We start from the raw sequence: 19,383 nt of genomic DNA, 5'->3' as shown, positions 1-19,383 counted from the left end.
GCTTACGGCATGTCCTTCCGGCACAGGATGGGGCTCTATATTGCCAAGTCCTTGAGGTAGTAGTCGCGCAGCACTCTTTCGGCGGCTGGTCCGCCGTAGCGGAACTCCTCTTCCTTGCCGGCAAACGGCCGGTAGACGAATGGTGTCTCTTGCGAATGCTCGCGGCGGCGCGCATCTATGGCGACAGTAATAACGGCGGCGCGCTCGAAAATGCGCTGTTCGTTGTAGCGCACATCCTGGTCGCCGACGCCAAGCACCGCCCTGGCGCCCAACACCGACCTGCGCCGATGGAAGCCAAAGGTGAGCGAAACGCGCAGATCGTCGGAGGTGTTGGCGAACGAGCCATGCAGCATCTGCCTGTTGACCATGGTGACGTCACCAGCTTTGCAAGTGAGCGGCACGGCGCCCGGCAGCCGTTCGTCGCCGTCGTTCTCAGCCATCCACCGCTTGATGTCAATGTGTCCCAGCTTGTGCGTACCCGGCACCACCCAGAGGCAGTTGCCCGGCGTGGTGGGGTAGAGTTGGACCTGAAAGTTGAAGCCGTGGATTCCTTCGTCCCAATCTGGCGCATCCCAGTGGGTGACGCCATCCTGGTGCCATGAGACTGAGCCACCTAAGCCCGGTTGCTTAATGAAGATGGCATCGTTGTAGGGCACAAAATCCGCGCCGTTGATGGCTTCGGCGATGGCCAGCAGGTGTGGATGGCCATAGACGCAAAGTCCCGCTGGCATGGCTTGGCACATGCCGTACATGAGGAAGACCACCTGGTCGGGCGCGTTCGACTCGGGCGCCGGCTGGGCCATCTGGCTCGGGTGGCGGCCGTTGAGGATGTCCGTGCCGCCCCACGGGTCCGAGAGCGGCTTGATGAAAATATAAGGACTGCGCGCATAGTCGAGGCCGAGCGCCGGGCGTCCCTGTGCATCGATCTCGGCCTCCGGCGTTATCGGCGCGCGCTCCAGCATGGTATTGACGTCGCGCCGCAGCGCTTCGACCTCGTCCGTCCCGACTGCGCCTTCGAAGACGTAGTAGCCATGTTGCCAATAGGCAGCGACGATATCCGGGTGTAGCGCGCCGTCCGGCCCGAAGCGCACAGCCCCACGATTGCCGATGTTATCTGCCAGTCTCTGTCCCTCTGCATGATAGGCGGCCATGCCTTCAGCATGCTCTGCCCGTGTCATGGCCGTCATCGTCGTCATAGCTTTTCACCCCAAGATTCCTATGCCTCGCCGGTAAGTTCCCTCAATCCGCGCGGATGAGCAACAGCATTCACGTGGGGCCTGTTAAGCAAATCGTGAACTGATTAGGCAAAAAGGAGCTGGGTAGTTTCTCGCGCAGCTCCGGGTGTTGGTGTTGGTGCTGATGCCTGTTCAGGCTTTGGCCATGGCCTTGCGCAAGACTTCGCGCGTAATCGACATGTGCTGCGCGCGGGCGTCAACTGCGTTGAAGATCGCATTTGTTGCCGCAGGGGTGACTACGGTCGATGAGGGTTCGCCCACGCTGGTTGGATAATGCCCATGTTTGACGGTTTCGACGTCTATCTTGGGCGCTTAGCCCACGCAGTAGGCATACAATTGTCGAAGAATTACTCTTCTGGAAGGCACTGTTTCTCAGGATGAGTTACTCGTATAAGATCTGGTTTGCTCCGCTGATCGAATCCCATTGACTAGTCTATACTGATTGTTAGTACATGAGAGATCTTTGGTTTATTGGGGTAATGATTTCAGGTTTTGGTAGTCTGTACCTAAGGTCGAATACGGTTGCTTAGTGATATAATGTTTGTGCTACTGCGCGATCAGAACATACGCCTCTTTGAGAAAATAGAAGACCTCTCCGTCGAGGAGCTTTTCACGAAAGCTAATATTGAATCTCTTGATAGAGTCTTTTCCAGGGTGACTCAGGCTCAAGGTAGGCCGTTTTGACGTCGACTGCCTTTATCTATTTCCCGTCTGCCTTGGCGACGAACTCTGGGCCGTTCTTGGATCGTATGCAAGGCTGTAGGTCACGCGGGATAAAAAATTCGTTAGGACGTCGATCGAGTTGAGCTTGCCCGAACTGCCAGGCAGCCGACCAACCAGGTGACGCAATATGGTTGCCGCGAGTGCGACATCTGGCACTGATTTTTGTTATCGCGTTATTTTTTTGGCTCGTTTCGCGCGTTTTCAGCCCCGTGCCATCCTTGTGTCAAAATCTTAGGTGGGGCGGATTTCCTTGTGAGTTTAGGGAGCTGATATACCCTGTGACAGGCGAGAGACGTGTGCGGGAGGGGACGGGAGATGGCTGATAAAGAATTCGAAGGCCGGGTGGCACTGGTCACGGGTGGCTCGCGTGGCATCGGGCGGGCGATCTGTGCGCGCTTGGCTGAAGCGGGCGCCTGGGTAGCGGTCAATTACGCAGGCAATGCCGAAGCGGCAGGCGAAACGTTGAAGCAGGTGAGGGCGGCCGGGAGCGACGGCGCGGTCTACCAGGCCGATGTCGCGTCGTACGAGGCGACCGATGCCATGTTTGCAGACATCGAGAGCGAGAGGGGGCCTGTCGACCTGCTAGTCACGAATGCCGGCATCGCCTCGTTTCAGGACGATACTGAGATGCCGGTCGCGCTTTGGCGCACCATCATGTCGGTCAATCTCGATGGCCAGTTTCATTGCGTCTGGCGGGCTAAGGAGAGCATGCGGGAGGGTGGTGATGGGCGCATCGTCTGTATCGCCTCTATTAACGGTATCGCACCGAGCCGTATCCGCCCAGATCGCCTGATCGCCTATGGCACGTCGAAGTCCGCTGTGATCGGTTTCTCGCGCAATTGCGCGACAGCATTCGGACCCGCCGTTCGTGTCAACTGCGTGGCGCCGGGCCTCATAGACACTGACATGACTAAAGACATGAGCGATGACATACGCCAGCAAATCGTTGCCCGCACACCCGCTGCACGCACCGGCGTGCCAGGCGATGTTGCCGAGCTCACCTATTTCCTCTTGAGCGATGCGGCGAGCTTCATAACCGGCCAGACCTACGTCGCTTCCGGCGGGCTCGTCACGTTGCCGTGAGCCCCTTTTCAAGCGAGCTTGGCGAGAAACTCCGGTGGGATGTGCGGGATCGGGTCGGACCGCTGCCAGCAGGGCAAGGCTTCGATGCGCGCTATCCAGGCTCGGATGCTAGGGTAGTCGTCCAGTGGCAGTTTTTGCGCGGCGTGCAGGTGCATGGGTGCGGCCATGGCAATATCGGCGATCGTGGTCTGATTGTCGCAGAGCCACTCGCGTCCCGCCAGGGTATTCTCGAAGATTGTCGCCAGACCGTGAAAGGTCGGACCGTGCGCTGATAGCACGCCCTGGTCCGGCACGTCGTCGAGAATCGGCTTGACGACATTCTCGACCAGATAGACGTAGCAGGCGGCAAACCACTTGCTCGATTCCCACAGCATCCAGCGCGTCATGTCGGCGCGGATCTTGGGATCGTTGGAATAGACGTTGGTGTTGCCTAGCTTCTCGCTGGCATAGACCATGATGGCGTTGGACTCCCACAGGACCAGGTCGTCGTCGACCAGCGCCGGCAGCTCGGCATTGGGATTGATGTCCGTGTACGGCGCCTGCTTGTGGTCGCCGCCGAAATAGTTCAGCCGCTCCTCGTCATAGCTGGCTCCGATAAGGTCAAGGCCGGCAACGACCTTGCGGCAGTTTACCGTGATAGGATCATAATAGAGCTTCATGGTCTCCCCCATTCGATAGGTATTTTCACCACTTGTGCATGATCGGCGTTATTTTGTTTTTGTGCCGAGCACATCTCGCATTTCTAAGTCGAACAGTGCCGCTTTTGCTCGCCGGATGTCAACTTGGCACCCGATATTCGCCATTGCCAAACACCAAGGCCAGATGCTCATCTGCCATCGTCAGCGTTGTCAGTGCGAAGGCAGTGAGAAGCTGGTGAGGATGCAGGCGAGGCGCATCGTTATTTTCGCAGGGGCGGGCGCCGTCTATGCCATGGTGTTGCCTGCTCGTAGGCATGTGCGAGGCGTAGCAGGTCGGCTTCGCCGTACCATCGGCCTACGAGTTGCAGGCCGATGGGAAGGCCACTCGCCGTAAAGCCGCATGGCACCGAGATGGCGGGTTGGCCGGTGAACGCCGCTAGGCGCGTGAGGCGGCCGAGCGCCTTGACGGCATCGATCGCTTTGCCTGATATCTTGATTTCACAGCTCTCGATGGGCACCGCCGGGATCGGTGTGGTGGGCATAAGCAATGCGTTTGTCTCTGCCATCAGAGAGCACATGGAGGCGATCGTTTTGGCCCGTATTGTCTCCGACTCCGCCGCACGTTCAGGCGTCATCTCCCCCCCGCGTAGCAGTCTTTCGCGCACGTCCGGCGACAGCGTCTCGCCGTGGTCGCGCAAGTGGGCCTTGTGCACGCGGTAGCCGTCCGTTAGCGCCAGGATGTCCCAGGCCTTGTTGGCGGTGCGGATATCGAAGGGCAGATCAATCTCCCCCACTTTTGCCCCCAAATCCGCCAACACAGTGGCGGCGGCACGCACGGCGGACTCGATCTCGGGGTGCAGGTGGTCGAAGAATATTGGGTTGGGTAAAGCAATGCGCATGCCCGTAATGGGCTGGCCGAGCCCCGCTGTGTAATCGGCGGTCTTGGCGTCCGCGGTGCTCGGGTCGTTGGGGTCCTTGCCGGCGATGGCGGCAAGCATCAGGGCAGCGTCGCTGACGCTGCGGGTCAAGGGTCCACCATGGTCGAAGCGCTCGCTGAGCGGATAGATGCCGTGGCGGCTGACCAGCCCGTAAGTCTGCTTCAGTCCGACCACGCCGCAGAGGGAGGCAGGAATGCGGATCGAGCCGCCGGTGTCCGTGCCCAGCGTTGCCGCACCAAGATGTGCTGCTGTGGCACAGCCCGAGCCGCTGCTCGAGCCGCCACTGACACAGTTAGGGTTCCAGGGGTTGCGAGCACTGCCGTGATGCGGATTGACTCCGGTGGGGCCGAAAGCGAACTCATGCAGATTGAGCAGGCCAAGAATGATGGCGCCGGCCGCCTCGAGGCGGGCGACGGAGGTGGCATTCTCCGTGGCAGGCGCCTCTCGGAAGAAGGCCGAGCCGCACGTGCGCGCCATGCCTTTAACCTTGAACAGATCTTTCACGGCGAGCGGCACCCCGTGCAATGGCTCACGATAGTTTCCTCTGGCGATCTCGGCTTCAGCGCGCCGCGCAGCGCCGAGCGCGCGTTCGCGATCGACGGAGATATAGGCATTGAGATTACTATGCGTTGCGATGCGATCGAGATAGGCCTGCGTCAGCTCGACCGGCGAGATGTCGCGGCGCGCGATGTGCGGTGCTAGGGTCGTGATATCGAGATCGATCATATGGCAGCCTCGGGAATAGTGAGAAGCAGAAGGATGCCGGTAAGCAGCACGGACATCGCGTTATCGTTGAGCGGCATCAGTACTTCGCCGTCCGGCGTGGCATCGCATTCTGGCACGGGCGGACGGTGGCGCCATCGTGGAAGAATTGACCCATATCGGCCGGCGCGATATTTGCCATATCGTAAACCTCAAACGCGCCGTCGATGATGCCTGCGACGGGGCCTCGGGCGTGGTCGAAAATTTGTTGAACGTCACCGTCCTGATCGCGCCGTCTATCAGGGCCAGGTCAGTGAATGTTCTTCCGACGTCGACACACGATCGGATCACGCGTGACTCTCCCCTCGCTCGTCGGCACCATGCTATCAACATAGGAGAGGGAGGTGCCAGAGATGACCGCCAGAGAGAAACGAAAGGCCTTGCGCACTTGCTTTGAGGGCGGCGGGTTGATCGTGGCGCCGGGGGTATTTGACGGGATCTCCGCGCGCATCGCCGATAGCGAGGGTTTCGATGCGCTCTACATGACGGGCTATGGCGTCTCCGCCTCCTATCTCGGCCTAGCGGATGCGGGGTTTGCGACCTTGACCGAGATGGTTGACCGCGTGCGTCATCTGGTGGACGTGACCGAGACGCCGCTCATCGCCGATGCCGACACCGGCTATGGCGGCGCGCTCAATGTGCGCCACACGGTGCGCTATTATGAAGCTGCAGGCGCTGCCGGCATCCAGCTTGAGGACCAGGAGTTTCCCAAGAAATGCGGGCATACGCTGGGTCGGCGCGTTATCCCGATGGAGGACATGGTAACCAAGATAAAGGTCGCTGTGGACAGCCGCGAGGACGAAAACCTGCTCATCGTCGCCCGCACCGATGCGCGCACCACGCACGGCCTCGATGAGGCGTTGCGCCGGGCCGGGGCCTTTTTGGCGGCAGGCGCCGACGTGCTTTTCGTCGAGTCGCCTGAGAGCGAGGCCGAGATGGCACGCATCTGCGCTGAGTTCGACGCCCCCTGTCTAGCCAACATGGTGGAAGGTGGCCGCACACCGGTTCTCCCCGCTGAGCACCTGGCCGAGATCGGCTACCGCATTGCCATCTACCCGGCCACTGGGTTTCTCGCCGTGGGCGCCTCGTTATCCTCGGTCTATGCCACCCTCAAGCGCACCGGTGGCAGCGCGGAAGTGGAGACGCCGATGATGGCCTTCAGCGATTTCAACACCCTGATCGGCTTTGAGGACGTCTGGACCTTCGATAAGATATACGGTGACGCTGACGAATAGCGGTAGCAGCGGCTCGTGCTAGTTGGCGAGGTTGCTGAATATCGACGGCATGCCCGACAAGGTCCATTCGAGCTAAGGCGACTGTTTATCGATCTCGTCAAGGACGGCATAGACCGACATGCCGCACTTCATGCTCTGAACAGCTGCCCGTGCCCGCGGTTGTACATCATCTGGCGATCTAGGTGGTCCTGCCTCTATTGGCCGTGCCCATGCAGCCCTAGCAGTTGACGTTTCGGCGTGCTGCCCACTCCTGCCCCAACTCTTTTAAAGTTGCCTCGTCAAGGCTCTGCCGGGCCATGTCGAACAACACCATTTCCTCTTTTTGGAAATGACCATGGGCCAACTCCAAGAACTGGCCAATAACACCTTTTAGAGTGGCGATGTCGGTTTCAGACTTGGCGGCTTTGAGAAGTTCTGCGATCTCGCGATGTTCGTGACGCATCACGGCGAGTGGCCCCATCGGCCCAAGGTGAGATTCGAGGCGAGGAAACAGAAAATCGTCCTCGATCTGAGCATGTGAAATGATAAGTCTTTCTAATACGGCGCCGACACCGCGGATGTCCCGGATGTCATCGCTCTTCAGGATGGTGTCGCGCACGTAGTCGAACAGCTCGTATATGACGGCATGCTCGCCTAAAAGGGCATCGGTAAGTTTCATGGAAGCTACTCTTCTCACGTTTGGGTAAGGCTCAAACCAAGAGCATAAAGGTTGAAGCCGAGTAGCGTACTTAACCAAGGTCAAGGTTTCTGTTTGCCCTCTATACGCGAGCTGACCCAGGCCCTGACGAAGGTCCTAAAATCCGGTCCGCAATTGCTTGACAAGACACTAGGTAGGCTCTCCCAGAGCAGTCAGCGGGGCCCATGCCGACCCACAATCGCAAGATAGACGAGGGCGAGGTTGCCTCTGGAATCAGTTATGCCCTTGCAAAGTCCTGCACGGTGAAGTGATCTCGCTCTTGCTCGACTTGAACAGCTATGTCTATGATACGAGCCCAAACAGGTCATCGGACGCTGACGACGCTAGCCTGAAAATGCGTGGCGCGACGGTGATCATAGAGTGTTGGCGGGAGGAAGAGCCATCACTAGAACCGGAGTAGAGCGCAAGCTCAACGGGGCCGCGGGGAAGGCGGGACCGAATGAGCTGGCGGGTGTGCGGCCGACCGCCGCACAGGTGCGCTATTTGCGCCGTGGCCTCGATCAGCCGGGTGGGAAGCTGCCATTGTTCGACGACAGTGGTGCCGCAATTTCGCCGCGCACTATCCGCAGTTGTGTCAAGCAGGGCTGGGCAGCGCCCTGGATCAGCAATCCGGTCAAACCGGATTGGTTAGTCTGTAAGCTGACTGATCGTGGTCGCAGTGCGGTGGTGGACGAGCCCTCAGTGACTTGATTGGTGCCTTTGCCAGCGCGCCATCCTCAAATATTACCAATACCTGATATAGGCTTGTGTGCTCCGCCGAAGGGCCTTGCGATATTTGATATTTAAGATACTGAAATATTTATAAATTATTATTATCTCGCAAGTGCGAGAAATTTTTAAAAAACACTTGATATAAACGATTGATTGATTATATCTACGACACACTCAGAACAACAAATCTTGGTTGTGGAGACAGTAACGCAGTTCCTCCCATTATCTCCTCTCCAAGGCGGCGGGGTTCCTCCTAACATCCCCCACCCCGCCGCCACTTTGAGCGCCCCTCTTCCGCCTTTCCCCCCCGAGAAGAGGGGCCTCTTCGTGTTTGACGCCGCGCGCCGGTTCCCTCCAGCCAGATAAGGTTCTAGGCTGCCCTTCCGATCCCGATTCTCACAGGGCAGGCGGCGACGCCGTGGCGCAATCTCCAGATTTGTCGATCGATACCGCGGCGCCGCATACACGGACGGCAGGCCAGGAGAACTTTCCTGTCGGCTCCTGGCTATTGGCCAAGCGTTTGCGTACCCACATCGCGCGCTATTACGCCTTTGCCCGGGCCGCCGACGACATCGCCGACGACCCGTCACGTTCGCCTGACCGCAAACGGACGGAGCTTGATGCGATGGAGGTCGTGCTGCGCAGCGAGGCACCGGTTGCCGCCGGCAACGCTGATCAGGACAAGGCTGCGCGCCTCGCCGAGAGTTTGGCCGAGACCAAGGTGCCCGTTGCCCATGCCGCGGAACTTCTGATCGCTTTTCGCCTCGACGCTGACAAGAGCCGCTATGCGGATTGGGATGAGCTGATGGCCTATTGCCGTAACTCGGCTGCGCCTGTTGGGCGGTATTTGCTCGATCTGCACGGCGAATCCCAAGCCACCTGGCCCGCTTCCGACGCATTGTGTGCCTCGCTTCAGGTGCTCAATCACTTGCAGGACTGCGGTGTGGATTATACGCGCATGGACCGGGTCTATCTGCCTCTCGAAATGCTGCACGTTGTAGGCGCCGATGTTGCCGAACTGAGGGGCACCAGCGCCAGCCCCGCCGTGCGCCGGGTGATCGATGCCTGCCTCGATGGTTGCGATAACCTCAACCACCAAGCTCGCGCCTTGCCTGGTTTGATTCGCGACCGGCGCTTGCGCATGGAGGTTGCAGTGATTCTTGACATCGCTCACCGTCTAGCCGTCCGCCTGCGTTGCGACGATCCGCTCGCGGAGCGGGTGGTGCTTGGTCGTTGGGACAAGATCGCCTGTCTGCTCAAGGGTTTTCGGGCCGGGCTATGGTAGCCGCTGCCGATAGCGCCGCCGAAGCGCTGGTCAGGCGCTCCGGCACTTCGTTCTTTTGGGCCATGCGCAGCCTGCCGCGAGAGCGGCGGCAGGCCATGTTCGCGCTTTACGCCTTTTGCCGTGCGGTTGACGATATTGCTGATGAATCGGCGCCGCGCGACCAAAAGCTGCGTTGCTTGGAAGCTTGGTGTGGCGAGTTGGACCGGCTGTACGGTGGCGGCATGCCCGAGAAGCCCATCGCAATCGCCTTGCGTGGACCCATCGCCCGTTACGATTTGCCGCGCGCACCGTTCGAGGAAATATTGCGCGGTATGGAGAGCGATGCCCGCGGACCCATTCGAGCCCCGTCGATGGTGGATCTCGAAATCTATTGCGCGCGCGTGGCTGGCGCCGTCGGTCTGCAATCTGTACGGATTTTTGGCTGTAGCGATGCGGCTGCGGATAATTTCGCCCTGGCCACCGGACATGCCTTGCAACTCACCAATATCTTACGTGATCTTGCTGAAGACGCCGCAGACGGGCGACTTTATATGCCACGCGAAGCCCTTGATGCGGGAGGCATTGACAGCTTCGATCCGGTGGAGGCTATCGCGCATCCTGGCCTAGCGGTTGCCTGTGCCTGGATCGCCGAACGAGCGGCAGTGCACTACGCTGAGGCCGAAGCGCTGCGCCGTGCCATGGCGCCGGCGGATGCACGCGCTTTGCGTCCGGCGGTGATCATGAGCGCGGTATATCGGCGCGTCTTCGAGCGCCTTGAAGAGCGCGGCTGGCAGCGGGCGAACGAACCGCTGTCGCTGTCTAAAGCTGAGAAGCTATGGATCGCGCTGCGTTGCCTGATGACCGGACGATGAACCGGCGGTGCCATATCGTTGGCGCCGGGCTTGCCGGCCTCGCTGCCGCGGTGATGCTGGTGCGCGAAGGCTTTTCGGTCGCGCTCTACGAAGCGGCGGGCCAAGCCGGCGGCCGCTGCCGCTCCTTCCACGACCGTACCCTCGAGTGCCAGATCGACAATGGCAATCACCTCGTGATGTTAGGCAACACGGCGACCTTCGCCTATCTCGATGCCATTGGGTCACGCGACGGTCTGGTCAGCACGGGGGCGGCATTTCCCTTTCTCGACCTCGCGACAGGTGAGCGCTGGACCGTGCGTCCCAATCGCGGCCGCTTGCCCTGGTGGTTTCTGGCGCCTTCGCGCCGCGTCGCCGGCACGCGGCCGCTCGACTATCTGGCGGCGCTCAGGCTTGCTTTTGCAGGGCCTGAGGCCACGGTCGAGTCGGTGCTCGCCAATCCCCCGACGGTCTATCGCAGGCTGTGGGAGCCGCTGGCGACCTCGGCCCTCAACACCGACCCGGGTGAAGGTGCGGCGTCGTTGCTTTGGCCGGTACTGACCCAGACCTTCCTGCGCGGCGCCGACTTCTGCCGGCCCTTTGTCGCCGATGTTGGCCTTGGCCCGACCTTTGTCGAGCCGGCCCTGGCGTTGCTGGCGCAGTCGGGCGTGGAGGTACAGCTCAATTGGCGTCTTCGGGCGCTTGAAGGGGAGGGCGATTGGGTGACGAGACTCGATACGTCCCAGGGCAGCGTGGCTATAGCAAAAGGCGAGGGTGTCGTGCTGGCGGTGCCGCCGGCAAGTGCCGTCAGCTTGCTTGCTGGGCTTTCTGCGCCGACCGAGAGCCGCGCCATCGTCAACGTTCACTTCCGCCTCGATACGCCGCCGCGCCTGCCAGAGGATGCGCGTTTCCTCGGCCTGGTGGGTGGTACGGCGCAATGGATTTTCGTTCGCGACGACGTCGTCGCAGTCACGGTCAGCGCAGCCGATACCTTAGCTGCGCGCGACAACGCTGCGATCGCGGCTGCGGTTTGGCAAGATTTGGCCCAGGCTTTGGCCCTGCCGTCCGAGTCCATGCCGCCGCATCGGGTGATCAACGAGCGCCGGGCGACTTTCGCGCAGACACCTGCGGCGGCGCGTGCTCGGCCGGGGCCGAAGACGGCATTCGCCAATCTTTGGCTCGCGGGCGATTGGACCGACACTGGGTTGCCGGCAACCATCGAGAGTGCCATACGGTCGGGGCAGGCGGCGGCGCGTTTGGCTGCCACGTCCCCGTAACGCGATTGATAGCACTGCCGATTGCGAGTATGAAGATGATACAATTTTTATTGGTATCTCAATAAGTTTCACTGGGCTGGTAGGCAACTCGGAGCGGATGGAGGAGTGACAAGATTAGCAACACGAATCCAACGCCGTTACTCGATGCCCTAGAGACGCTTGCCGATCTGCGCCGCTTGTCGAATTCCAACCTGAACCAGGTCGCCGACGAAGTGCGCCAGGATATGATCGAGCAGGTTTCGCGCACCGGTGGTCACCTCGGCGCCGGGCTCGGCGTGGTCGAACTTACGGTCGCGCTGCATCATGTCTTCGACACCCCGCGCGACCGACTAATCTGGGACGTCGGGCACCAGTCCTATCCGCACAAAATTCTCACCGGTCGACGCAAGCGCATGGCGGGCTTGCGCATGAAAAATGGCCTGTCTGGCTTCGCCAAGCGAGCTGAGAGCGAATACGACTCCTTCGGCACGGCACATTCCTCGACCTCGATCTCGGCCGGGCTGGGTATGGCAGTGGCGCGTGATATTGCGGGCGGCGACAATAACGTTGTTGCGGTGATCGGCGACGGCGCCATGAGCGGCGGCATGGCCTATGAGGCGATGAATAATGCCGGTTCTCTGGGCAGCCGTCTGGTCGTAATCCTCAACGATAACGACATGTCGATCGCGCCGCCGGTAGGTGCTATGAGCGCCTATTTGTCGCGCCTGATCTCGTCGCACTCCTATCGTAGCATGCGCCACGTGGCGAGCCAGGTGGCGAAGAAGTTTCCCCGCCCCATGGCGCAGATGCTGCGCCGGGCAGAGGAATATGCTCGCGGCATAGTGACGGGTGGCACTTTGTTCGAGGAGATGGGCTTCTATTATGTTGGCCCCGTCGACGGCCACAGTATCGAGCACCTTCTACCGGTCTTGAAGAACGTGCGCGATGCTGAGACCGGCGGACCCGTGTTGGTGCACGTGGTGACCGAGAAGGGCCATGGCTATGCTCCGGCCGTGGAGTCGCCAGACAAGTACCATGGCGTCGGCAAGTTTGACGTGATGACTGGCGCTAAGGAAAAAAAGATTAGTAATGCATCGAGCTATACCGACGTATTCGCGCAGAGTCTGATCACGGAAGCCGAGCGCGACGACAGGATCGTTGCTGTTACCGCGGCGATGCCGGCGGGAACAGGTCTGGATAAGTTTGCCGACAAGTTTCCCGAGCGCTGTTTCGACGTGGGGCTTGCGGAGCAGCATGCAGTAACCTTCGCGGCGGGCATGGCGACGGAAGGCTACCGGCCGTTCGTGGCCATCTACTCCACTTTCCTGCAACGGGGCTTCGACCAGGTGGTGCACGATGTCGCCATCCAGAAGTTGCCAGTGCGCTTTGCCATCGACCGTGCCGGCCTGGTTGGGGCGGACGGACCGACCCATGCGGGCTCTTACGATATCGCTTATCTCGGTTGCCTACCCGATTTCGTGGTCATGGCCGCGGCCGACGAGGCGGAGCTAGTGCACATGGTAGCGACAGCCGCACGTATCGACGACCGGCCGAGCGCCGTGCGCTATCCGCGCGGCGAAGGTATTGGCTGCGAGATGCCTGAGTGCGGTATACCATTGGGAATCGGTAAGGGCCGTATCATGCGCGAGGGTACTGCGATAGCAATCCTGAGCTTTGGCGCTCGTCTCATCGAGTGTACGAAGGCTGCTGATGAGCTCGCGGCGCATGGCCTCTCGACCACGCTTGCCGATGCTCGCTTCGCTAAGCCACTGGATACGGATCTGGTGGCTCGGCTAGCGCGTGAGCACGAGGTCCTGATCACCATTGAGGAGGGCGCGATCGGCGGCTTTGCGACCCAGGTGCTGCAGTTTCTTGCCACCAACGGTCTGCTCGATAAGGGCCTTAAGATACGCCCGATGATGCTTCCAGACCGCTTCATAGAACATGGTTCGCCGGCGGAGATGTACGAGGACGCCGGCCTGACCGTGAGCGATATAGTTGCTACAGCTCTGGCGGTATTGGGTCGTGATAATAGCATGTTGGCCATTGGCTCCGAGACCGTCTGACACTATTGCGATGATGGCGGGGCCTGCGGCTACGATAGCGATTAGCTCGACACTTGATCAAGCAATAGAAGATGCCTCGGCCAGGTTGGTCTCGGCACGTCACGACGACGGCCACTGGTGCTTCGAGCTCGAGGCCGACTGCACCATTCCCGCCGAATATGTCATGCTCGGCCATTTCCTCGACGAGATCGATGTCGCGCGCGAGGCCGGCATCGGGCGCTATCTGCGCGCGCGCCAAGGTGAGCATGGTGGCTGGCCGCTGTTTCATGGTGGTGATCTCGATATATCTTGTTCGGTGAAGGCCTATTACGCCCTCAAGCTGATCGGCGACGATATCGAGGCGCCGCACATGAAAAGGGCACGCGAGGCCATTCTGGCCCATGGTGGGGCCGCGCGCAGCAACGTGTTTACGCGCTTTGCTCTGGCGCTCTTCGGTCAAGTCCCATGGCGCGCTGTGCCCGTGATGCCGCCGGAGATCATGCTACTGCCGCGCTGGTTTCCCTTCCATATGAGCAAGGTGTCCTACTGGTCGCGCACGGTGATCGTGCCGTTACTGGTGTTGGCGGCCCATAAGCCGCGGGCACGTAATCCACACGGCGTCGGCGTGGCCGAACTCTTCACGGTACCGCCGCAAGAGGAGCGTGCCTACTTCCTGCCGCGGGGCAAGGTGGCAGCGGCGTTCCTCGGCCTCGATCGCGTGCTGCGCGCTGTCGAGCCAATCATGCCCAAACGCATGCGCCGACGGGCTATAGCGCGTGCCATGGCCTTCGTCGAGGAGCGGCTCAACGGCGAGGATGGTCTCGGTGCTATCTTTCCGGCTATGGCCAACGCCTTGATGGCTTATGATGCGCTTGGCCACGGCTCAGGTCATCCGGAGCGCGAGTATTGCCGTAAGGCTATCGACAGGCTCCTGGTGGAGGGTGAGGATGAGATCTATTGCCAACCCTGTCTGTCGCCAGTTTGGGACACGGCACTGGCCGTCCACGCCATGCTCGAGGTCGGTGGCGATGCGGAGCAGGCCGCTGCTGCTGACGCATGCGGCTGGCTTGCTAAGCGGCAGGTGCTTGACGGCCCCGCCGACTGGCGTGAACGACGGCCAGATCTGCGCCCTGGTGGCTGGGCCTTTCAATACGCCAATCCGCACTACCCGGATGTTGACGACGCGGCTGTTGTGGCAATGGCCCTGCATCGCGCTAGCAACGCAGCGCATCGGCAAAGTATCGAGCGGGCACTGGAATGGTTGGAGGGTATGCAAAGTTGTGATGGCGGTTGGGGGGCGTTCGACGTGGACAACACTCATCATCACCTCAACCATATTCCCTTCGCTGATCACGGCGCTCTGCTCGACCCACCGACCGAGGATGTCAGCGCCCGCTGCATAGGAGCACTCTGCCAGATCGGCCAAAACCGAAATAATCCGACTGTGGCGCGCGGCATCACCTATCTCGAGCAGATGCAACAGGCTGATGGGTCATGGTTTGGGAGGTGGGGAACTAATTATATTTATGGCACATGGTCTGTGCTAAATTCTCTCAATATCGCCGGCTACGACATGGCTTCCGAAAGGATACGGCGCGCTGTTTCTTGGCTTGAATCACGCCAACGCGAAGACGGTGGCTGGGGCGAAGACGGTGCCACCTATGACGAAGCGCGCCGGGACGAGGCCAAGGCAAGCACACCCTCGCAGACGGCCTGGGCACTGTTGGCATTGATGGCCGTGAGAGAAGTCGACTCGGAGGCGGTTCGCCGCGGCATCAACTACTTGCTGGACGCGCCGCGCGACGGTGTCCGCTGGCACGAGGATTGGTTCACCGCGGTTGGTTTCCCGCGCGTCTTCTATCTCCGCTACCACGGCTATGCTGCCTATTTTCCGCTTTGGGCGTTGGCGCGCTATCGTAATTTGACCCGCGGCAACGTTCGCTTTCCTGCCTACGGCATGTGATGTCCCGCGTCGGGGTTGTGACCGGGTTGCAGATGGAGGCGGCGGCGGTGCGGTGGGCGCTGAGGCAGCGCCCACCCAAGGCCGAAGTGTTGGTGGCCTGTCACGGACCGGGGCCGATCCGTGCACGAGGAGCGGCTCAAACATTACTCGATGATGGTGCCAAGGCGTTGGCCAGCGTCGGTCTGGCTGGTGGTCTTAAGCCGATTCTCTGGCCCGGCACGGTCGTGGTCGCGCGCGATGTGATAACAGCCAGCTGCACCCGTTATTGCAGCGACGAAGCCTGGCGCGAGCGTGTGCTTGAGCGGCTGGTCGACGATGACGATGTTGTCGAAGGCCGGTTTTTCGGCACCGATGCCCCGGTGCTATCGGCGGCCGATAAGGCGTCTCTATTCGCCGCCCACGAAGCCTCGGTGGTGGATATGGAAAGCCATGCTGTGGCCGCCGCTGCGGACGAGGCGAAGGTGCCTTTTGCCGCCGTTCGCGCGGTCGCTGATGCGCCCGAGCATTTTGTGCCGGTGCTCGCTCGCAGCGGCATGCGTGAGGACGGCACTGTTACGCCTTGGCCGGTGCTTGTCCGCCTCCTTGGCCAACCCTGGCACCTGCCGGCTATGGTGGTGACAGCGCTGGAGACACGAAAAGGCCTGGCGGCCTTGCGCCGGGTGCTGCTTGAGACTGGCGCTGTCGGCGGCGTAGCGATGCCGGGTTAGATCGCTTCAGGCCGCGTCTTCGTCTGGGGTGTGGGTCTGACTGAGGAAGCGAGAGACGTTGTCGTCGAAGACGTAATCGGCGGGCCGCGCCTTCGAGAGGTCAATGTCGGGCGCCATTTCGCCCTCGGTGCGGATGCCGCGCAGCCAGACGCCGAAGGCCTTCAGCGGTCGCGACAGGGTGTCGTTGACGGCACTCGGCTCGTAGCCGCAATGGACCATGCAGTCGGCACATTTCTCATAGGCTCCGGTGCCGTAGGCCGCCCAATCTGTCTCCTCCATCAGCTCGCGAAAACTGTCCGCGAAGCCCTCTCCCAATAGGTAGCAGGGGCGCTGCCAGCCAAGTACGTTACGCGTCGGGTTACCCCACGGCGTGCATTTGAGGCTCTGATTACCTGCCAGAAAATCGAGAAACAGCAGTGACTGGCTGAAGCGCCATTTGCGGCCGATGCCGCGGGTGAAGACGACACGGAAGAGCCTGCGCGTGCGCTCGCGTGACAGAAAATGCGCCTGATCTGGCGCCCGTTCATAGGCGTAGCCCGGCGAGATGGTGACACCCTCAGCGCCGAGGTCGCGGGCGAAATCCATGAAAGCGGCCAGTGTCGCCGGGTCCTGGCCGTCGAAGACGGTGCAGTTGACGTTGACACGAAAGCCCTTGGCGATGGCCACCTTCATGGCAGCCACGGCGCGATTGAAGACGCCCTCCTGGCAGACCGCCTTATCGTGTTCCTCGCGCAGCCCGTCAAGATGCACCGAGAAAATGAGGTGGTGTGTGGGCTCGAACAGCTCCAGCCGTTTTTCCAGCAGTAGCGCGTTGGTGCAGAGATAGACGAACTTCTTGCGCGCCACGATGCCGGCTACGATCTCGCCGATTTCCTTGTGCAGCAAGGGCTCGCCGCCGGGAATCGAGACCACTGGCGCGCCGCACTCGTCGACTGCTGCAAGGCATTCCTTAAGAGATAGCCGCTTATTTAGTATCTCACCAGGATAGTCTATCTTACCGCAGCCTGCGCAGGCGAGATTGCAACGGAACAAGGGCTCTAGCATCAGCACCAGGGGGTATCGCTTGCGCCCGGCCAGACGCTGCCGCACCACATAGGTGCCGACGCGCAGCATCTGCCGTAGGGGCACCGCCATTACCGGGGCTCCGGCATCAGTCCGGGCGGCAGCTTAAACTGGACCCGTTCGACCACACCCTCCAAGGTCTCGACGTTGACCTCGCTGATACCGCGCAGGCGTTCAATTACTTCCTGGACAAGCTGCTCCGGCGCTGAAGCGCCAGCGCTGATCCCGATCCGCTTGACGCCCTCGAACCAGGCCAGCTCGATGGCATCGGCGTCATCAATCAGATAGCTAGGCACGTCGAGCTCCTCGCCGATTTCGCGCAGGCGGTTGGAGTTCGAGCTGTTCTGCGCTCCGACGACCAGGATCACGTCGACCTCGCCGGCGAGTTTGTGCATCGCGGTTTGGCGGTTCTGCGTCGCATAGCAAATATCCCGCAGAGAGGGGCCGATGATTTTGGGGAATCGCGACTTCAGCGTAGCGACTACCTCGCGGGTATCATCGAGGCTCAGCGTAGTCTGGGTGACATAGGCAAGCTTGTCTGGGTCCTTTACCTCTAGGCTCTCCACCTCCTCTGCAGTTGAGAGGAGCAACACGCCGTCCGGTACTTGGCCGCTGGTGCCTTCGACCTCCGGGTGACCGCGATGCCCGATGAGGATGATCTGGCGGCCGGCGCGGGCGCAGCGTTGGGCCTCGTGATGCACCTTGGCGACCAGCGGGCAGGTCGCATCGATCACGGGCAGCGATCTTTTCTCGGCCACGTCGGAGACAACTTGTGCGACGCCGTGGGCACTGAAGATGGTCACCGCGCCGTCGGGAACCTCATCCAGCTCCTGGACAAACACGGCACCTTTTTCCCGTAGTTCCTCTACCACACGCTTGTTGTGCACGATCTCGTGGCGCACATAAACGGGGCGTCCGAAACGTACCAGGGCACCCTCAACGATATCGACGGCTCTCTCTACGCCGGCGCAGAATCCACGTGGCTTGGCCAAGATCACTCGCATTTGCATCGGTTCCTGATAAACGGCAGCTCTCGCAACATGACCGCCGGATGGCGAAGAAATTACCTGATACGCCCGCTCTCGCCAATAAACTTGGTGCAAAGAAAGGCACATCCACCTAACTGGAGGCGGGGATCATGCGGATAGTTATTTTTCTGCTCGGCGCGCTGATGATGGCCCTGCCGGCAGTGGCCGCTCAGACGCAGGAGGCCCATGCCTATATCAACCATGTCATATATGCGGTCGATCCGAACTCCGTCGCTCGCGAACCCGAGCTCGGTTACGAGCTGATCTATGCTACCATAGGCGCCGCGGCCCATATCATCTATGCCACCGGGGCTGATGATGCATCCGATGATGTCAAGGCGTACGCCGAGCGCGCGCGATGTCGTCACCTGGTCGGGTGAGGTCATGCACTTTGCCGCACAGGTGATGATGAATGACAACCCGAAGCACACTAACATCATGGCTAGACGCGTCAGTGATTTGTTGGTCCACGTCGTGAACGGCTGCGATGCTAATTTCGACGGCACGATCAGTTGAGGCTCGGGCGAAGGCTGCCTGGCCCAGGCTGCGACCCAGATGGGCTACATGATGCAGGGCGAGGGGTTTTAGGTGTCAGGCAGGTCTTCAAGGTGGCTACCGCAAGCCAACATGTCAGCGATAACGCCGTCCTCGATCTCCAGGCGTAGCGCTTCATTGAAGCGGTTGTAAAAGCCGCAGAGCGCCGTGCGGAAGGTCAGCTCCATGAGTTGGGCCTCGTCAAACCGCTGGCGCAGGGCGGTGACGAGCGTGTCCGGAATGTGCTTGGAATCACTCGTCACCATGACCGCATAGTCGCGTACCACGCGGTCGAACTTGTCGAGCCCCGGGCAACCGGGCTCAAGGATGTTCGCGGCCGTCTCTGGCCCCAATCCGCTGTCCACTAGACGCGGCGTGTGATGGGCGACGCAATAGCGGCATTCGTTGAGCTTGGAGACCGTGACCATGGCGATTTCGAGGTAGCGCTTCGGCACGCACTGCTCGCTCGCTAGCCTCAGCATCATGCCCATCATGTGCTTGAGGATCGGTGGTCGGTGGGCGAACGCCTTGACCTGACTTAGGAACGGGCCGACCTCGCTCGGCACCCGGTCATATAAGTCCCGCAGAGCTTCGGGAACTTCGTGCTGCTCGATGTCGCGTATGCGTGCCATGTCCATGCCTCGTGTCTCGAAT

General features: G+C 60.7%; 17 protein-coding genes. 10 read left to right on the top strand and 7 right to left on the bottom strand.

The window, feature by feature from the left end:
* Nucleotides 1-35 precede the first annotated feature (35 nt).
* Nucleotides 36-1,196: a phytanoyl-CoA dioxygenase family protein gene (locus QF629_03915; protein ID MDP6012683.1), complete on the bottom strand. Its 1,161-nt coding sequence runs from the start codon at nucleotides 1,194-1,196 to the stop codon at nucleotides 36-38.
* A 1,077-nt stretch (nucleotides 1,197-2,273) separates the two neighbouring features.
* Here QF629_03915 and QF629_03910 point away from each other — a divergent pair.
* Nucleotides 2,274-3,041 carry an SDR family oxidoreductase gene (locus tag QF629_03910; GenBank protein MDP6012682.1) on the top strand — a complete coding sequence of 256 codons (768 nt, stop codon included), beginning with the start codon at nucleotides 2,274-2,276 and terminating at the stop codon, nucleotides 3,039-3,041.
* Between the two features lie 8 nt (nucleotides 3,042-3,049).
* On the opposite strand, the gene QF629_03905 is transcribed toward QF629_03910, so the two are convergent.
* Together QF629_03905 and QF629_03900 are read right to left on the bottom strand one after the other, a co-directional pair.
* Entirely contained in the window at nucleotides 3,050-3,700 is a 651-nt protein-coding gene (locus QF629_03905; protein MDP6012681.1) for a glutathione S-transferase family protein, read from the bottom strand.
* Nucleotides 3,701-3,939: 239 nt separating this feature from the next.
* Nucleotides 3,940-5,343 carry an amidase gene (locus QF629_03900; protein ID MDP6012680.1) on the bottom strand — a complete coding sequence of 468 codons (1,404 nt, stop codon included), beginning with the start codon at nucleotides 5,341-5,343 and terminating at the stop codon, nucleotides 3,940-3,942.
* Between the two features lie 389 nt (nucleotides 5,344-5,732).
* Here QF629_03900 and QF629_03895 point away from each other — a divergent pair, with 389 nt between their 5' ends.
* Entirely contained in the window at nucleotides 5,733-6,614 is an 882-nt protein-coding gene (locus tag QF629_03895; protein ID MDP6012679.1) for an isocitrate lyase/PEP mutase family protein, read from the top strand.
* Between the two features lie 217 nt (nucleotides 6,615-6,831).
* Here QF629_03895 and QF629_03890 read toward each other — a convergent pair whose 3' ends face one another.
* Nucleotides 6,832-7,272 carry a hemerythrin domain-containing protein gene (locus QF629_03890; protein ID MDP6012678.1) on the bottom strand — a complete coding sequence of 147 codons (441 nt, stop codon included), beginning with the start codon at nucleotides 7,270-7,272 and terminating at the stop codon, nucleotides 6,832-6,834.
* A 483-nt stretch (nucleotides 7,273-7,755) separates the two neighbouring features.
* On the opposite strand from QF629_03890, the gene QF629_03885 reads away from it, so the two are divergent.
* The 7 genes from QF629_03885 (at nucleotide 7,756) to QF629_03855 (ending at nucleotide 16,105) form a co-directional block, all read left to right on the top strand.
* Nucleotides 7,756-8,001, top strand: coding sequence for a hypothetical protein (locus tag QF629_03885; protein ID MDP6012677.1), 246 nt, complete (start codon nucleotides 7,756-7,758; stop codon nucleotides 7,999-8,001).
* A 439-nt stretch (nucleotides 8,002-8,440) separates the two neighbouring features.
* Complete coding sequence (gene hpnC / locus QF629_03880; protein MDP6012676.1) at nucleotides 8,441-9,307, top strand: squalene synthase HpnC; 867 nt, start codon at nucleotides 8,441-8,443, stop codon at nucleotides 9,305-9,307.
* Nucleotides 9,301-10,158 (top strand): presqualene diphosphate synthase HpnD, encoded by an 858-nt coding sequence (gene hpnD / locus QF629_03875; GenBank protein MDP6012675.1) that lies wholly within the window; start codon nucleotides 9,301-9,303, stop codon nucleotides 10,156-10,158. The genes hpnC and hpnD overlap by 7 nt, the downstream gene beginning before the upstream one ends.
* A complete protein-coding gene (gene hpnE, locus QF629_03870) occupies nucleotides 10,155-11,411 on the top strand; it encodes a hydroxysqualene dehydroxylase HpnE (protein ID MDP6012674.1) in 1,257 nt (418 codons plus the stop codon). Before hpnD ends, hpnE begins: the two co-directional genes overlap by 4 nt.
* A 113-nt stretch (nucleotides 11,412-11,524) precedes the next feature.
* Nucleotides 11,525-13,456 carry a 1-deoxy-D-xylulose-5-phosphate synthase gene (dxs, locus tag QF629_03865; GenBank protein ID MDP6012673.1) on the top strand — a complete coding sequence of 644 codons (1,932 nt, stop codon included), beginning with the start codon at nucleotides 11,525-11,527 and terminating at the stop codon, nucleotides 13,454-13,456.
* Between the two features lie 10 nt (nucleotides 13,457-13,466).
* Nucleotides 13,467-15,398 carry a squalene--hopene cyclase gene (gene shc / locus QF629_03860; GenBank protein ID MDP6012672.1) on the top strand — a complete coding sequence of 644 codons (1,932 nt, stop codon included), beginning with the start codon at nucleotides 13,467-13,469 and terminating at the stop codon, nucleotides 15,396-15,398.
* Nucleotides 15,398-16,105 (top strand): hypothetical protein, encoded by a 708-nt coding sequence (locus tag QF629_03855; GenBank protein MDP6012671.1) that lies wholly within the window; start codon nucleotides 15,398-15,400, stop codon nucleotides 16,103-16,105. Before shc ends, QF629_03855 begins: the two co-directional genes overlap by 1 nt.
* A gap of 6 nt (nucleotides 16,106-16,111) precedes the next feature.
* On the opposite strand, the gene hpnH is transcribed toward QF629_03855, so the two are convergent.
* Both hpnH and ispH read right to left on the bottom strand, forming a co-directional pair.
* Nucleotides 16,112-17,239: an adenosyl-hopene transferase HpnH gene (gene hpnH / locus QF629_03850; protein MDP6012670.1), complete on the bottom strand. Its 1,128-nt coding sequence runs from the start codon at nucleotides 17,237-17,239 to the stop codon at nucleotides 16,112-16,114.
* Complete coding sequence (ispH, locus tag QF629_03845; protein ID MDP6012669.1) at nucleotides 17,239-18,177, bottom strand: 4-hydroxy-3-methylbut-2-enyl diphosphate reductase; 939 nt, start codon at nucleotides 18,175-18,177, stop codon at nucleotides 17,239-17,241. Before ispH ends, hpnH begins: the two co-directional genes overlap by 1 nt.
* A gap of 128 nt (nucleotides 18,178-18,305) precedes the next feature.
* On the opposite strand from ispH, the gene QF629_03840 reads away from it, so the two are divergent.
* Nucleotides 18,306-18,575, top strand: coding sequence for a hypothetical protein (locus QF629_03840; GenBank protein ID MDP6012668.1), 270 nt, complete (start codon nucleotides 18,306-18,308; stop codon nucleotides 18,573-18,575).
* Between the two features lie 204 nt (nucleotides 18,576-18,779).
* On the opposite strand, the gene QF629_03835 is transcribed toward QF629_03840, so the two are convergent.
* Nucleotides 18,780-19,361: a carboxymuconolactone decarboxylase family protein gene (locus QF629_03835; GenBank protein MDP6012667.1), complete on the bottom strand. Its 582-nt coding sequence runs from the start codon at nucleotides 19,359-19,361 to the stop codon at nucleotides 18,780-18,782.
* Nucleotides 19,362-19,383 lie beyond the last annotated feature (22 nt).

The sequence above is a fragment of the Alphaproteobacteria bacterium genome (genome assembly GCA_030739735.1).
In the GTDB taxonomy this organism is placed as follows: domain Bacteria; phylum Pseudomonadota; class Alphaproteobacteria; order UBA7887; family UBA7887; genus UBA7887.
This window is presented reverse-complemented; position numbering and strand designations above follow the sequence as displayed.

Coding starts and splice junctions, on each gene's coding strand:
- QF629_03915 (MDP6012683.1), bottom strand. CDS start 1,196: ATGACGACGATGACGGCCATGACACGGGCAGAGCATGCTGAAGGCATG.
- QF629_03895 (MDP6012679.1), top strand. CDS start 5,733: ATGACCGCCAGAGAGAAACGAAAGGCCTTGCGCACTTGCTTTGAGGGC.
- hpnH (MDP6012670.1), bottom strand. CDS start 17,239: ATGGCGGTGCCCCTACGGCAGATGCTGCGCGTCGGCACCTATGTGGTG.
- QF629_03910 (MDP6012682.1), top strand. CDS start 2,274: ATGGCTGATAAAGAATTCGAAGGCCGGGTGGCACTGGTCACGGGTGGC.
- QF629_03840 (MDP6012668.1), top strand. CDS start 18,306: ATGCGGATAGTTATTTTTCTGCTCGGCGCGCTGATGATGGCCCTGCCG.
- QF629_03905 (MDP6012681.1), bottom strand. CDS start 3,700: ATGAAGCTCTATTATGATCCTATCACGGTAAACTGCCGCAAGGTCGTT.
- QF629_03900 (MDP6012680.1), bottom strand. CDS start 5,343: ATGATCGATCTCGATATCACGACCCTAGCACCGCACATCGCGCGCCGC.
- shc (MDP6012672.1), top strand. CDS start 13,467: ATGATGGCGGGGCCTGCGGCTACGATAGCGATTAGCTCGACACTTGAT.
- hpnE (MDP6012674.1), top strand. CDS start 10,155: ATGAACCGGCGGTGCCATATCGTTGGCGCCGGGCTTGCCGGCCTCGCT.
- QF629_03835 (MDP6012667.1), bottom strand. CDS start 19,361: ATGGCACGCATACGCGACATCGAGCAGCACGAAGTTCCCGAAGCTCTG.
- QF629_03890 (MDP6012678.1), bottom strand. CDS start 7,272: ATGAAACTTACCGATGCCCTTTTAGGCGAGCATGCCGTCATATACGAG.
- hpnD (MDP6012675.1), top strand. CDS start 9,301: ATGGTAGCCGCTGCCGATAGCGCCGCCGAAGCGCTGGTCAGGCGCTCC.
- ispH (MDP6012669.1), bottom strand. CDS start 18,177: ATGCAAATGCGAGTGATCTTGGCCAAGCCACGTGGATTCTGCGCCGGC.
- QF629_03855 (MDP6012671.1), top strand. CDS start 15,398: ATGTCCCGCGTCGGGGTTGTGACCGGGTTGCAGATGGAGGCGGCGGCG.